The organism is bacterium SCSIO 12741 (assembly GCA_024398055.1).
Classification (GTDB): domain Bacteria; phylum Bacteroidota; class Bacteroidia; order Flavobacteriales_G; family Salibacteraceae; genus SCSIO-12741.
In genome coordinates this window covers 2573464-2588295 of record CP073749.1, presented here as the reverse complement: position 1 = coordinate 2588295, position 14832 = coordinate 2573464, and the positions used below count along the sequence as shown (strand labels likewise).

11 protein-coding genes are annotated in these 14832 nt (G+C 44.5%); 5 read left to right on the top strand and 6 right to left on the bottom strand.

All coding sequences use genetic code 11. The annotated features are described in order from the left end of the window. Positions 1 to 14: 14 nt before the first annotated feature. The 3 genes from KFE98_10960 (at position 15) to gap (ending at position 4287) form a co-directional block, all read left to right on the top strand. Positions 15 to 1889, top strand: a complete 1875-nt coding sequence (locus KFE98_10960; GenBank protein ID UTW60580.1) for a hypothetical protein — start codon at positions 15 to 17, stop codon at positions 1887 to 1889. Next, entirely contained in the window at positions 1886 to 3154 is a 1269-nt protein-coding gene (locus KFE98_10955; GenBank protein UTW60579.1) for a T9SS type A sorting domain-containing protein, read from the top strand. Before KFE98_10960 ends, KFE98_10955 begins: the two co-directional genes overlap by 4 nt. A gap of 119 nt (positions 3155 to 3273) precedes the next feature. Beyond that, on the top strand, positions 3274 to 4287 hold the full coding sequence (gap, locus tag KFE98_10950) for a type I glyceraldehyde-3-phosphate dehydrogenase (GenBank protein UTW60578.1): 1014 nt from the start codon (positions 3274 to 3276) through the stop codon (positions 4285 to 4287). 6 nt (positions 4288 to 4293) lie between these two features. Here the strand turns inward: gap and KFE98_10945 are convergent, their stop codons facing one another. The 5 genes from KFE98_10945 to KFE98_10925 all read right to left on the bottom strand — a co-directional run bounded on the left by KFE98_10945 (position 4294) and on the right by KFE98_10925 (position 11043). Continuing rightward, a complete protein-coding gene (locus KFE98_10945; protein UTW60577.1) occupies positions 4294 to 5046 on the bottom strand; it encodes a UDP-2,3-diacylglucosamine diphosphatase in 753 nt (250 codons plus the stop codon). Between the two features lie 3 nt (positions 5047 to 5049). Further along, on the bottom strand, positions 5050 to 6993 hold the full coding sequence (locus KFE98_10940) for a hypothetical protein (protein ID UTW60576.1): 1944 nt from the start codon (positions 6991 to 6993) through the stop codon (positions 5050 to 5052). Positions 6994 to 7027: 34 nt separating this feature from the next. Further along, positions 7028 to 7102, bottom strand: a complete 75-nt coding sequence (gene pqqA / locus KFE98_10935; protein UTW64688.1) for a pyrroloquinoline quinone precursor peptide PqqA — start codon at positions 7100 to 7102, stop codon at positions 7028 to 7030. A 932-nt stretch (positions 7103 to 8034) separates the two neighbouring features. Next, positions 8035 to 9804: a long-chain fatty acid--CoA ligase gene (locus KFE98_10930; protein UTW60575.1), complete on the bottom strand. Its 1770-nt coding sequence runs from the start codon at positions 9802 to 9804 to the stop codon at positions 8035 to 8037. 93 nt (positions 9805 to 9897) lie between these two features. Then, positions 9898 to 11043 (bottom strand): amidohydrolase family protein, encoded by a 1146-nt coding sequence (locus KFE98_10925; protein ID UTW60574.1) that lies wholly within the window; start codon positions 11041 to 11043, stop codon positions 9898 to 9900. A gap of 133 nt (positions 11044 to 11176) precedes the next feature. On the opposite strand from KFE98_10925, the gene KFE98_10920 reads away from it, so the two are divergent. Both KFE98_10920 and feoB read left to right on the top strand, forming a co-directional pair. Next, a complete protein-coding gene (locus KFE98_10920) occupies positions 11177 to 11419 on the top strand; it encodes a ferrous iron transport protein A (GenBank protein ID UTW60573.1) in 243 nt (80 codons plus the stop codon). Continuing rightward, positions 11412 to 13451 carry a ferrous iron transport protein B gene (feoB, locus tag KFE98_10915; protein ID UTW60572.1) on the top strand — a complete coding sequence of 680 codons (2040 nt, stop codon included), beginning with the start codon at positions 11412 to 11414 and terminating at the stop codon, positions 13449 to 13451. The genes KFE98_10920 and feoB overlap by 8 nt, the downstream gene beginning before the upstream one ends. Here feoB and KFE98_10910 read toward each other — a convergent pair. Further along, the gene (locus KFE98_10910; GenBank protein ID UTW60571.1) at positions 13429 to 14721 is read right to left on the bottom strand and encodes a hypothetical protein; all 1293 of its coding nucleotides are present in this window, start codon (positions 14719 to 14721) and stop codon (positions 13429 to 13431) included. The genes feoB and KFE98_10910 overlap by 23 nt on opposite strands. Positions 14722 to 14832: the final 111 nt, after the last annotated feature.

The window sequence follows — 14832 nt, the reverse complement described above, 5'->3', positions numbered from 1 at the left end:
TAAATTATGACGCCATGAAAAACCGCCTCTCGCTTTTTGCATTAGCATCCTTATCCCTGATTATCGGATTGGGAATGATCTATCAACAGTCTCATTCACCTTCACCGAAGTACACCCCGAGGGATCAAAACGTGGGTTCAAAAATCGAATCCTCCATTCAGGGTGCTCAAGAATACATAGCCTCGATTCGGGGAGATGTTCAAACAGGAGAAGTAGATCCCAAGTTGTATGACCAAGCCTTGAGCCGAGCCAAACACCAAGTCGCCATGCGAGGCGGGGCCCTGGACCTCAACTTTGCCCCAATGGGACCCAGCAATATTGGAGGTAGATCACGAGCCCTTGTCATCGATAACAAAAACTCAGATCGTTTATACCTGGGATCGGTAACCGGAGGCATTTTTATTTCTACGAATGGCGGAAACTCCTGGACATCCAACTTCGACAACCAAGGATGGTTACACATATCATCCATGACCCAAGCTAACGATGGAACCCTATTTGCCTCAACGGGCAGTCAATTTGAAATTCTCGGCACCATACCGCTCAAAGGTGGCACCCCTTCAGGACGAGGAGAAGGAATCTATATTTCAGAAGATCGAGGTGTATCCTGGAAAATCATTCCATCCACAGATCCAAACACCAATCCCGCATTTTGGTCCGTAAATGAAATTGCCTCTCACCCTACTCAATCAGACTTAGTGGTTGCAGCCACAGAAAAAGGTTTATTGCTCAGTACTGATAAGGGTAATACCTGGACGGATAAAATCTTGTGCAACGGAGGTGGAACTCCGATACTGGCCCCCATCTATAGCATCGAATTTTCGAAAGATGGAAAAGCACTCTACGTTGGGCTTTCCAATGGTGCTCTATTCTATTCGGATGATTATCTCAATGACTGCTCGTTTAAGCAAGTAACCCAAATTTCAGTTAATAGATTCAGCAGAATGACGTTATCGGCATCGCCTACCCATTCAGCAGGAGTATATGCCTGTTATGCTGATTCATCCGATAAGCCTACCCTCTTTCAATCTCTGGACTACGGAAAATCGTGGAAGGTGTTTAATCCACCAATGCCCTCAAGCGTAAGCCATTTTGATATCTTCGGTGGTAATCCTAAAACCTACAACCAGCTTTTTACAGCGGTGAAAAATCCCCAGGACCCAAATGAAGATATGCTCTTCGTAGGAGCGGTTCAATTGTGGCGCTATGATGGCAACTGGACCATGGCAGCGACCAGCGGAAGATTTACCAATGAGCATGAAGGAACCTATGTACATGCCGATCATCATTTCTGCCTGCAGGATCCCACAAATCCATCTACCATTTACTTTCTAAACGACGGAGGAATTCACAAATCCCTGGATGGAGGTTATGAGTTCTTCGATATCAATAAAGGCTATCAAACCACCCAATTTTACAGCATTCAGGCCGCCAACTTCGACTATGTCGTGGGTGGAACCCAAGATAATGGATGTATCTCCCTTTCCCCCTATCAAACCGGTAATCCTGATTATGGAAAAATAACCTACAACGAAGGAGTACTAAATGGTGATGGGTTCGATTGTGCCGTATCGTCTATTGTAGACTTAAAGTTTACAACTGCCCAACAAGGCAACCTGGGTCGTGGCAAGATCAACAGCTCGCAAGGAAGTGGCTGGTGCGAACCTTATTGTGGTCTTTCCGGATTCTATACCTATACCGCCTTTTATGAGAATGAAAACGATGCATCGAGCAAAGATTCGATCGAGTTTACCGTAGCCCTCGAAGAGGACAACTTTGCCCTGGGTTCAGGAACTCAAACCACCTTTAAAGGAACCATTACCCTGAACAGGCATCTGCCAAGATCGATTATTCCACCCTTAGCATTGGAACTGCCACCAACCGATTGACCTATGACGGGAATGGAAAATTTACCGGAGACGGTTATGGAACGCTGAACGAAAAGACCATGGACTTCGAAATCCATTTGAATACCGCCCCTCCACTTAATTCAAGGGTAAGTGCATTTTTCACAGCAACCTACGATGCCGGTTCGCTCATAGTAGTTAAAAGTGCCACGGATAATCGGAACATTCACCATGTACTGACCACCAACTTAGTTCCAGGTGATAAGGTAAAAATCCAGGATCCGGTTCAGTCCATGATGGCCATGCAGACCAATAGAAAATGTAAACCGAGTTTTACCGGTGGCACTTTGACCAATGATTGCACAGAATCTACTCCTGGAATTATCATTGCACGTCGGGCTTTGGTATTGGGTGAGAACCCGCAATGGATCCATTTTGGCGTTGGAAACACACGGGAAATGGTATTCTCAGAGGATGGCAACGAACTTTTCTTTATCCGAGACAGAAGGGTACTCAAAATCACCGGACTTCAGGATATTTATAGTCAGGAAGACGCCGACAATTCAAACTACCTAAAGGCCGTTTTTTCTCTACCAGCTTTGGGTACCATTACAGGCTTGGTTCTAAATCCTAAGAATCCGGATGAGCTTCTGGTGACCGTTGGAAATTACGGAGTTCAAGATCATGTTTATCTGGTTGAATATGATCAAAACATTCCAGGTTATAAATCCAAATCCGTTCAAGGGTCCGGCTTACCTGAATACATGCCGGTGTATGATGCCATTTTTGCAGCTGGAAATGGTGATCAAGTGATCCTGGCAACGGATCTCGGGGTGTATTCTACCTCCAATATTCATGCGAGTGACGTGGTGTGGAGTAAAGAGGATTTTGGCAACATTCCCGTCTTCGACATTGATCAACAAACCGGAGATCATACCCAGGCAAGCAACCATGGTGCGATTTATTTGGCCACCCATGGTCGAGGTATTTGGAAATCGGAAACCTTGGTAAGTACAGACGAGTACTACTCCAACGCTTCTTCTTCACCCGAATCAGGAATAAAATGCTTTCCCAATCCCGTGGCTGGCGATCTTCAGGTAGAACTTCAAGCAAACTCTGGAGAGCGAGTCACCCTCCGAATTTATGATCTTAACGGAAGAATGCATCAGGAACAAAACAGCACCTTGGCCGAAGGTGAGCAAATATTGACCGTTCCAACAGAAAACTTAACTCCTGGAACCTACTTAATATCAGTGGGCAATGGGCAAAGTGCACAGGTATCCCGATTTGTAAAAATTAGGCCGTAGCCCGAATAATAATTCGCAGCAACCCTGCCCTATCCTCGGATGGGGTGGGGTTTTTCGTTTCAAGCAATTTAACAGATCCAGCTGCTAATCTTAGCTAACTTTGGCCCAAGAATAGAGCTATGGGTACAACACGAATTGCGATTAACGGATTTGGTCGAATTGGAAGAAATTTTCTACGGGAATTGTTTCGCAGAAATGCGCAACAGGAAATCGAAGTAGTTGCGATCAACGACCTTGCACCTTCTGAAACTTTGGCTCACTTGCTCAAGTATGATTCGGTGCATCGAAGTTTTCCTGAATCTTTAGAAGTGCAGGAAGATCAATTGATCATTCAGGGTAAGGCAATCAAAATTTTGAATGAAAAATCTCCAGCCAATTTACCTTGGAAAGAACTGGAAGTAGATCTCGTTTTGGAATCTACGGGCCTATTTAGAACCCGGGAATTGGCCTCTCAACATTTGCGGGCTGGCGCCAAACAAGTACTGCTCTCTGCCCCGGCTCAAGATCGGGATATACCATCGGTAGTTTTAGGGGTGAATGAATCTATCCTTACCGGTAAAGAGGATGTAATTTCCAATGCTTCCTGTACCACAAACAACATCGCCCCGCTCTTCAAGATACTGGAAGACGAATTCGGAATAGAATCGGCTTACGTGACCACCGTTCATAGTTTTACTTCCGATCAACGGCTTCATGATGCCCCACACAAGGATTTGCGTCGGGCACGAGCGGCAACCCAGTCAATAGTACCTACCACAACTGGGGCGGCCAAAGCCATTACCCGCATTCTTCCACAATTGGAAGGAAAAGTGGGAGGTTGCGGAATTCGGGTTCCTGTTCCCAATGGATCTCTTTCAGATATCAGCTTTATTGTCAAAAAGAACACCACAGTTGAAGAATTGAACGCCTGTATAAAGCGCTATGCTGATGGCCCGATGAAAGGAGTATTGAAATACGAGACCGATCCAATCGTATCAGTTGACATTCTGGGGAACCCCTACTCCTGTGTTTATGATTCTTTGCTGACTTCGGTTATTGGTCGAATGGTAAAGCTGGTTGGATGGTACGACAATGAAATTGGTTATTCCAACCGTTTGATTGATTTACTGCTCAAGTTGAGAGCCATGAGCTAAGCAAGCCTACTTTTCGTATTTCAGCAATTTCAACTCCTTTCCGTCAAACACGGCATAGGTGTTATTGAAAACCCATTCTCCTAAATTGATGTAACGGCTACCCTGCCCCACCTCAATATCCAGAGGCAAATGGCGGTGACCAAAAATGAAGTAGTCAAAATACTCCTCTTTGAGCTTATCCTTGCAATAGGAAACTAACCATTCGTTTTCTTCACCCAGAAAAATCTGATCTTCCATTTGATTTGCCTGGCGGCTACGACCACTAAAAAAATTGGCCAGTCCAATGCCAATATTGGGATGAATCCACCCAAAGGCCCATTGTAAAAATGGATTCGCAAAAACCTTCTTGATGAATTTATACCCATGATCACCTGGACCTAAACCGTCACCATGTCCTACTAAAAACTTCTTACCTCCAAAATCGAAGGTGGCATTATCGCGGTACATTTTTACACCCAGCTCTTCCTCAAAATAGCCGAAAGCCCACATATCGTGGTTACCAATAAAGAAATGGACCGGAATTCCGGAGTCGGTAATTTCAGCAATCTTACCTTGAAGCCGAGCAAAACCTTTGGGAATTGCCTTTTTGTATTCGAACCAAAAGTCAAACACATCGCCCACAAGAAATATTTCCTGAGCGTCTTTTTGGGCCTCGTCTAACCAACGAATAACCCTTCTCTCCCTTTCCAAACTGGAGGCCTTATCCGGCACACCCAGATGAAAATCCGAAGCAAAATATATTTTCTTTCCCGGCTCCACTACCTAAAACAATTGCTGAATAATCCGATAAGGATTAACTGCCGGCAAATTTAGTGTAAAGCGGATACGCTCGGCGTAGGGTCTATCAATTGCATCGTATTCATCCAAAATATTCTGTGACCAGAACAAGGGGAAATAGACTTCCATAGCATCGCGAATTACCCTAAAATACAATCCACCGCTTGCCATAAAATCTTCTGAGCCCGATGTTCCCAAGTCCACATAACCACCAATAGGAACAACAATAGGTGCTTCAAGCTTGACATTGGCAGCCAGAAGCCAGTATTTGGATTGCCCCACGGAGGTTGGCGTTTTAAACCCTCCCATATTATCATTCATCTGCTGGCTCCATACATCATGGGTTTGTCCACGATCGAGGAACACCTGACTAAAGGTAAAATCATGCCAGCCCGACTGACCATCCATTCTCCAATTGTAGCGAGGATTGTTGGTGTTGTTATACAAGGAAGTACCACCAAATAGCTTGACAGACACTCGATTTCTCCGCTCATTGTACCGATAAGAATACCGCAAAGTACCTGATAACATGGAAATATCTTCATCCGTCAACGAATATGCGGTAAACCCTAAAGAATGGAGGGCCGTTCTTCGACCAATGCGGTAACGGATAGTGGCATAGGTCTTATCCTGTTCCACATTAGGAGCACCTTCCCGGATAATATCTTCCTCCACAATGATGGCCCCCAATTGCAGATCATGATAGATCGGTGAATTCGCATTTTTAGGTTTGAATTGGAAAGATACTTTGGGGTAGTAACGATTGAATACCGTTGGATTTCCTGCATAAGGATGATCATAGCTAAACCTCATCCAGTTGAAGTTTACGGTCATTCGACGGACGAACTGTGGGAAATAAAAATGATAGCTCAAATCAGTAATACCAGTCAATTCTTCCCGTTTGAAAGAATACATAGGGCCCAAAAAGAACTCAAAAGGCTTTTCAGTAAAGGATTTGTTGTGAACACCAAGCCCAAGCATGAATTGATCACTGGTATTCCATCCTACCAAAGGAGTAACGAATAGCTGTGTTTTTTGAGGATTCTCTGTACTGGTTAATAGCCGTAACTGAAGAGGCTCCATTTTCTTAAACAACCCTCGGTCTTTGATGGTGTTGTTTCTTCTGTTGATGTCCAGAATGCTACGTTCCCCATCGATTCGGTATTCGGTAGCACCATCTTTTTTGAGGGTAAACGTGTTCTTTTCCCCTTGAGCAAGCAATCCAAATTGGTAGGTATTCAAATCTTCTCCATTGCTCCGGGTAGTTACCAAAACAGGTGTGGTAAGCTTACCGGTGTTCTTTACGGTCAACTGAACGTTATCCCCATCTTTTTTAATTTTCTTTACCTTCAAATCGGCCTTATCCGTCGAATTGATCAACCTTCCATAATACCAGGATAAATCCTGACCTGATACCTCTTCCATTACCTGGCGCCAATCATCGGGACCCGGGTGTTTAAATTTCCATCGTTCAAAAAAGGTTTTCATTCCCTTATCGAAAATGGAATCCCCCAAATGGGCCCTTAAGGTTTCCACGGAAATGGCGGTTTTCATGTAAACGATGTTTCCATAGTTGGCAGAAGTGTATTCATCCGCGGGAATCGTCATAGGCTGATCCGTATTGGATCGTGCTGCGCTCAAGTAGGCAAAATGGTTGATATCCCGATGGGCAAAATGATGGAAATTAAGCCACTTTTGAAGAAATGGCGAAGAGACAATATCATCGGCCATACTGCGATCGGGGTAGCGCGTATCCATGTACCTTAACTCGTAGAAGGAATTGATACCCTCATCCAGAAAAGGATAACGTCGTTCGTTAAATCCCAAGATTCCATAAAACCAATTGTGCCCAGTTTCGTGAGCAATAACGTTATCAAGTAGAGAAGCACTTCCCGCTTCAGCAATAACCGTTACATTGGGGTATTCCATTCCACCCCAGCATTCAAGGCCCCTTGAACGGCGGTCATTTGCTTGTAAGGGTAATTTCCATTCCACAGCGAATAGTAGTAAATGGATTGGTTGACATAAGGAATGGCATCCTTCCAAAGGTCGGCTTCCAAATTGGTGTACATCACCCAAGTCTCTACCGAATCGGTTGAATTGGGCAATTGTACCGATCCTCTTAATACGTGATAGCGCTTATCAGCAAACCAGCCAAAGTCATGAATGTTGTTCTGCTTGTAACGCAAGGTCTTGGTTTCCTTAGAAGAGGCTGGAAACTCACGGTCTTCACCATAGCTTGTAATGGCTTCGGTTTTCTTTACCTTTTCTAAAAGCCAATCCCGCTCTTCTGCATTTTGAAGGTCCCCAGTGGCCCCTACCACATAGTTGGACGGAAGTGTAAGTCGGACATCAAAAGATCCGTACTCCGAATAGAATTCTCCCAAGTCAAGATAGGGCATAGCATGCCAACCTTCGCGATCGTATACCGCCGGTTTGGGATACCACTGTGTAATTTGATAAGCCTGATCATCGTGCCCCAACCGGGAAAACTTACCCACTGGAATTTTGACACGAAATGGGGTCGTAATTTCGATGGATTCTGATGGAGCCAATGGTTCGTTTAGGATGAGCAAGCAAATATCCTGGTGCTCCGGATGATATTCCCAGCGAACTCGTTTGTCGTCCACCAAAAAATCGAGTGAGTCAATGTAACCCAGGTCCGATTCTTCTGAAAACTGAAATACGGTATTCGAATTTTGGTAGAGTTGCTTCGCCAGAGCCGTTTCCTCATTTTTATAGGCATTGGGCCAGAGGTGAAAATACAGCGTATCCAAAGTGGATCTTGAATTATTGAGGTAGGTTATTCGCTCAAAAGCCCTTAGCTCATGCTTTTCATCATCGAGCGTTACATCAATAACATAGTCTACTTGTTGCTGAAAATAGGGCCGTTTCTCTTGTGCAGAGGTGCTCATTGCCCATAAAAAAAGGGCTGTAGCCAGCCCTGTAATAGGAAATATTTGATTGATTCTATTCTTCATATATCTTTTGAATGAGATCGGCATATTTGCTCAATATTACTTTTCGCTTCAATTTGAGGGTTGGAGTCAATTCTTTGGTATCCACTGACCATTCATGATCAATAAGCTCAAATTTCTTGATCTGCTCCCACTTCCCAAACTCCGCGTTAAACTCTTCCACTTCCCGAGCCACCCGATTGGCAAATGCCTCTAATCGAATGACCTCTTCTTTGGAACCATAAGTATGCCCTTTGCGAGCGCACCATTCTTCCACGAATTCAAAATTGGGAACAATCAAAGCGGCAGGATGTTTCTTTCCTTCACCGATCACCATGATTTGCTCAATGAATCGGCTCTCTTTGAACTTATTCTCCATTACCTGGGGTGCAATATACTTACCTCCTGAAGTTTTAAAGATTTCTTTTTTACGATCGGTAATTTTGAGAAAGCCATCGCCTACCATTTTTCCGATATCACCGGTATGGAACCAACCGTCCTCAGTCAGCACTTCACGGGTTTTCTCGGGCTTTTTGTAATACCCTTGCATCACATTGGGTCCTTTGATCAGGATTTCTCCATCAGCGGCAATCTTTACTTCTACCCCATCAATGGGTCGCCCAACGGTTCCGATCATCAATCCCTTTTTGCCTTCGCAATTCACAGAAGCCACAGGAGAAGTTTCGGTCAATCCATAACCTTCCATCACTGGAATTCCGGCGGCATTAAACACCCGAGCCAGTCGAGGTTGCAGAGCGGCACTACCCGAGGCAACGGCTTTTACATTACCACCCAAGGCTTCCTGCCATTTACTAAAGATTATTTTTCGTGCGATTTTTAATTGGAATTCATACCAGCCTCCATTGGCACCATAAGGTTCATATTTTTCTCCTAAGGCCAAGGCCCAAAAGAAAAGTGCTCTTTTAATGCCGGTAAGCTCCGCTCCTTTATTTACAATCTTGTCATATACCTTTTCCAATAGACGTGGAACCGCGGTAAACACATCCGGTTTTACTTCCCGAAGGTTATCCCCAATGGTCTCCATGGATTCGGCAAAGTAGACCGAAACACCAGTTAACAGATAGAGGTAAATAAGCATCCGCTCGTAAACGTGACATACGGGAAGAAAACTCAGCGATGTAGCAGTAGAATCCACCGGAAGGCGTTCTTCACAGCTCTTGGCGTTGGAGGCAATGTTTTTATGAGAAAGCATTACTCCCTTCGGCACTCCAGTTGTACCTGAAGTATAGATTAGGGTAGCCAAATCGTCTTCCGTAATTTCAGCCATAATGGCCTCCACCTGATCTTGAGTGGCTGTTTGATTCTGAGAAACAAACTCCGACCAATGTTTCACTCCGGGTAACTGATCGAATGAATACACTTCCTGCAGGGTTGGAACCTGATCGCGGATGGAATTAACTTTATCATACAATTCCTGATCGCTCACAAAACAGAGCTTAACCTCAGAATCGTTGAATATGTACTTGTAATCTTCTTCAGAAATGGTGGGATAAATAGGCACATCCACTGCACCTACTTGCAAAATACCGCAATCCATAATCACCCATTCGGGGCGGTTGTTGGATATCAAAGCAATTTTATCGCCTTTACCAATACCCATACTCAGCAAGGCACGGCTCACCTGATTGGCCTGATCAACGGTGGATTCAATACTGGTAGTGACCCATTTACCATCAATTTTTGCCCCAAGGGCATCACTTTTCGGATAGTGTTTTAGCTGGTAACGGTGGACATCAAACAGTCTTTTAACCTCATCAAACATAACGGCACATTTTGCAATTCAACCAAATATAAACTAAAATCGCTCCAGGTGACGGAGCCGATTTCTGGACGTACAAACGGATTTTCTCCCGGTTTATTTACGACTGGAAGAGTAAATGGGTTTACCGCCGACAAAGGTTCGACGAATTTCAATTTGAGTTAGCTCTTCCAAGGGAGCATTAAAGGGATCTCTATTGGTGATGATAAAATCGGCCCAGTAGCCGGCTTCTAATCGACCGCATTGATCCCAACCGGCCAACAATGCCGGGTACCGACTCAAGGCCTTGTAAGATTCATTGCGATCCAGGCCGGCCTGTACCAAATGAACGTAGGCTTCCATGGGGTGTTGTGGAATCATTCCGGTAGAACCCGCTGCTAAAAAATGATTGGCCTTCCATAGCGCTAACCAATCTACTTTTTCAGGACGAAAATCAACTGGAGCAATTAACGGCAAAACCGAGTGCTTTTTCAACCACTTTGGCGAGACCCTATCCGGTGAATAGGAAGTAAGGGACCAACGCTTGTCATTCACTTCGGCCAACACCTCAGCATATACCCCTTGAGCCATTTTATATAGAGAATCTGAGTGTACCCCCAGGTTAACCCAACAGTTCATCTGATCCAGTACATCTGCAATTTCAGCAATCGACACTTCAGCGGAAGAATCGAAAAAAACACCGGTAGTAGTTTCACTCCAGTCCATAAAGGATAGACCGTTCAGCTGAATTAAAGAATCGGGCAATCCTCCATTTCGATTCAGCCATTGCCAGTTCAACGAATCCGCATGCAACATTAGGTTCATCCTAACCGGAATGGAATCACGATTCCACTGATCCCGATAGTTAGCATTGGCATCCATTAATGTTATTCCGGTATAGCCCAGGCTACTCCACTGGTCAAAAAGTCGAGTCCAGGATGTATCATGAACTTCACGTTCCAGGTTTTGAAAGTATTCAAAATGGGCTCTGGATGCCGCATCCACAAACCCAGGTAAAACCGGACGTTTTCTTAAATCCAGAAATTCATCAGCATGGTACTTGTTCAAAATTTGATGCTCTGGGCCAATCTCAACAATTCGCCCTTGACGAATAGCCATAGCGCTGAATACTTCGTTCTGATCATTCAGGGTAAAGATGGAAGCATTGTGTACCACCAAATCAACTTCTTCTGTACTCACGCAAGAAGCCAGACCAGTGGCAATCAGCACGACACAAAAGATTCCTCGAAGGACGGATTTCATAGGCATTAAAATTAGGCGGTGTAAAGGTAGAAGATGGTTTTGAATGCCCATGAGAAAATACCTAACTGTAGGTAGCTATCAGGGTATATTTTGCGTTAATTTCGCAGCTAAGTTAGAATGATTCTAAACAATATTGAAAAAGGATTCGTTCCATTATAATCTCGCCAATGCTCCCCAACAGAAAATGTTGCGGGTTACTCGCATTGAAGATTCAGAGTTAGCCATCAAATTGCTGGAATTCGGGCTGGGGCAAAATCGCCATTGCCGAGTTATTCGTAAAGCTCCCTTCAAAGGACCTTTAATGATTCAGTGTGATCGTTATCAGTTTGTGATTCGGCGAGAAGAAGCCCAATTGGTACAAGTAGATTTTGAGTAGTACATCTCCTATAGAAGTGGTTTTGGCAGGTAACCCGAATTCGGGAAAAACCTCCTTATTTAACCGGTTGACCGGAATGAATCAGCGGACTGGGAATTATCCTGGAATCACCGTAGACCATCGTTCTGGAAGTTTTGTACATCAGGAGCAAACCATTCATGTTACCGATCTTCCTGGGATATACAGCTTATACCCCGGAAGTGATGATGAGCGTATTGGAGTAGAACGCATTCTTGAGCATCACAAAGAATCGCCTGACACCGTTTACGTCTGCCTGGTAGAATGGAAGAATCCGCACAAAAACCTGCTGATCCTTTCCCAATTGTTGGATTTAGGTATTCCGGTAATCGGAGCATTCAACTACCGCAAGAAGTCGGACATACAGGAAGTGAAGCACTGGATTGAAATGCTGAAAAAGGAGTTTGACATTCCTTTTATTCCCTGCAATGCTGAAACCGGCGAAGGAGTCAACGAGCTCAAGAATGTTTTGAGTAAATCCAAACAAACGCCCATTCCAGCTAAAAAGGAACTCGAATTTCAATCCGGATCGATCCCTTCGATGAAGGAGCCCATCGCCTATTCGGATTGGGTTGCCATGTGCCTGGCCTATCGCAAAGAGGACAGTAGACCGCCCAAAGAAGTTACGCTCAAAATCACTCAGGATTTACGAGATAGATTGGAGCGTATCGACCTTTTAAAAACACCGGAGGCTATTACTCGGGAAGAAAAGCCTTTTGATACCAGATCCAATCGATTGGATAAACTTTTGGTACACCCTTTTTGGGGCTATGTCCTGTTTGGGGTTTTACTGCTTTTGGTTTTTCAGTCGGTATTTTCCTGGGCCTCCTACCCGATGGATTGGATCGACGCCGGATTTGCATGGCTGGGAGAATGGTCTGCGAAAACGCTACCCAGCAACTGGTTTACCCGAGCCATTACCGATGGAATCATTCCTGGAATTGGTGGCATTGTCATTTTCGTTCCTCAGATAGCCCTGCTCTTTTTATTCATAGCCTTGTTTGAAGAATCCGGTTACATGAGCCGGGTGGTCTATTTAATGGATCGATTGGTTAAGCCTTTTGGGCTCTCAGGAAGAAGTGTAGTTCCACTCATATCCGGATATGCCTGCGCTATTCCTGCGATTATGGCCACACGTACCTTAAAACATCCTCGGGAAAAATTGATCACCATGTTGGTCATCCCGTTTATGACTTGTTCGGCCCGGATACCTGTATATGCCACGCTGATAGCCTTGTTGGTGTCTCCAGAAGCCCACTTTGGCCCCTTCAATATCCAGGGACTTTTACTACTTGGCCTCTATTTCTTTGGCGCCTTCATTTCTTTTCTAACTGCATGGATCATCAGCAAATTGATGAAAAGTGGTGGACGCTCGATGCTTCTTTTGGAACTTCCCGACTACAAAGTTCCGGGACTTAGAAATGTGACGCTTACCATGTTTGAAAAGAGTCGATCTTTTGTGGTTCAAGCGGGTAAAGTCATTCTGATTGTTTCGTTGATTCTATACATCATGTCGAGTGTAGGATTTAACTCGACCTTTCAGAAAATCCAAAACAACGACCCCGAGTTAACGGCTCAGTATAACGAACAGGAACTGGCTCAACTTAAATTGGAAAACAGCTTAATAGGACAGGCCGGAAAGTTTATCGAACCGGCGATCAAACCCTTGGGTTATGATTGGAAAATTGGCATTTCGCTGATCACCTCATTCGCTGCTCGCGAAGTTTTTGTGGGAACGCTGTCCACCATCTACGCCCTGGAAGATGCAGGTGATGATGTAAGTCCCATTGTAGAAAAACTGAGGGAGGATAAAAATGAAGCAGGCGAACCGGTTTATTCCCTGGCCGTTATTCTTTCGCTTCTTGTGTTTTATGCCCTGGCCATGCAATGCATCAGCACTCTGGCTGTGATGAAAAAAGAGACCGGTGGTTGGAAATGGCCTATGATTCAACTGGGATTTATGACCGCATCAGCTTACGTACTTGCGTTGATTACTTTCCAAGTATTTTCCTAATTCCTTCCTGCAAACGTTTTTGATCGACCAGTAAGTAGAGGCTCACCAAAAGGAAGGGTAAACCCGGAACTTTGTACCTAACCAATGCTCCTGAAATGGGCGTAACCCAGCCTACTACCAAAAACAAGATCAATACAAAGAGTACAGAAAAAACCAAGAGTTCCTTTCGCTTTCCAATTTCACGGGAAGGGAAAATAACGGCCAAAAAGAGCAATACCAAAACCAACAGATTCTCGATCGCCGGAATCCAGGAGATCAGATTGTGGGCATTCCAGGGCATTGGTCTTGAGAAGGTATTCCATAATGCTTCAGGTGCATGAAGCAAAAGACTTGTCCAGTTTGGTTCAAGGGCGAAGGATTGGAAAAAGCTTCCCGATTCTGGAGCAAGGAGCAGAAAGTCCTGCTGTTTTTGGTAAATGTTATTCGGTACATCTATACCAACCAGATCGAGCAGAAATAATCCTGCAACGCCAAGCACAAAAACGAATACCAAAGCCTTCCCAAGACCCAACTTAGGAAAAGCCCGGTTAAGCACGACGGTTAAACTTCCAGGAATCATACAAAGCAATACGTAGGGCTTAATGATTAGTCCCAAAGCAAAACTCAGGGCAAACACCAACACATAGCGCCAGGCAAAGGATCGGCCAATCCATTGGAAAAACACAAAAACATAACCTCCCATGGCCATAAAAAGCAGCCCCTCTTTCAACAGACCTGAAGACCAAAGCAACACTTCAGGAAATAAGAATAGCGCCACCAGTACCTGGTGATTTCGAATTCCATTCTTTTCAAAAGCCCGGATTAACCCCATGATTCCGAACAGGGATAAAAAATTGACCACAGCTGTGTGCACCGCAATATTTCCTCCGGTAAAGGGATAGAGCAAGGCATTGAACCGCACAATGGTCATGTTATCATTGAAGAGACCGTAATGATGAACCCGAGACCAATGATTCAGGTTTTGTAAGGTGGCCTGTACCTCCGGCGACTGCATATCAACGGAGAGCAAAATCTTAAAGTAGGTCAAAGGATCTTCGAAGAAAACCTGACCTATAATAATACCATCACTCAAGTACCGATGGATATCCGAATTGCGGTAGTAATAATGGTACAAAGCTGCCAGGACCAATCCCGTAGCTACCTTAACCAAATAAATGAGCTGAACCAGGCGTGGAGACAAAGAGGAATTGCGGACTACTCGGAGTCTTCCGGTAACCAAAAAAAGCATCGCCGTTGCCGACAAAAAATAGATTCCCTCCCAGAAGCTCATAATCGCGTGGCAATGTTAATAATAATCGGAGTAAATGTAGAGCCTGTCAGGGCTAATAATTACTTTTGCCTCTTCTAAAAACAGACGTATTCGTTGTATGATCCTTCGGGA

Coding starts and splice junctions, on each gene's coding strand:
- KFE98_10960 (UTW60580.1), top strand. CDS start 15: ATGAAAAACCGCCTCTCGCTTTTTGCATTAGCATCCTTATCCCTGATT.
- gap (UTW60578.1), top strand. CDS start 3,274: ATGGGTACAACACGAATTGCGATTAACGGATTTGGTCGAATTGGAAGA.
- KFE98_10940 (UTW60576.1), bottom strand. CDS start 6,993: ATGGAATACCCCAATGTAACGGTTATTGCTGAAGCGGGAAGTGCTTCT.
- KFE98_10930 (UTW60575.1), bottom strand. CDS start 9,804: ATGTTTGATGAGGTTAAAAGACTGTTTGATGTCCACCGTTACCAGCTA.
- KFE98_10925 (UTW60574.1), bottom strand. CDS start 11,043: ATGAAATCCGTCCTTCGAGGAATCTTTTGTGTCGTGCTGATTGCCACT.
- KFE98_10910 (UTW60571.1), bottom strand. CDS start 14,721: ATGAGCTTCTGGGAGGGAATCTATTTTTTGTCGGCAACGGCGATGCTT.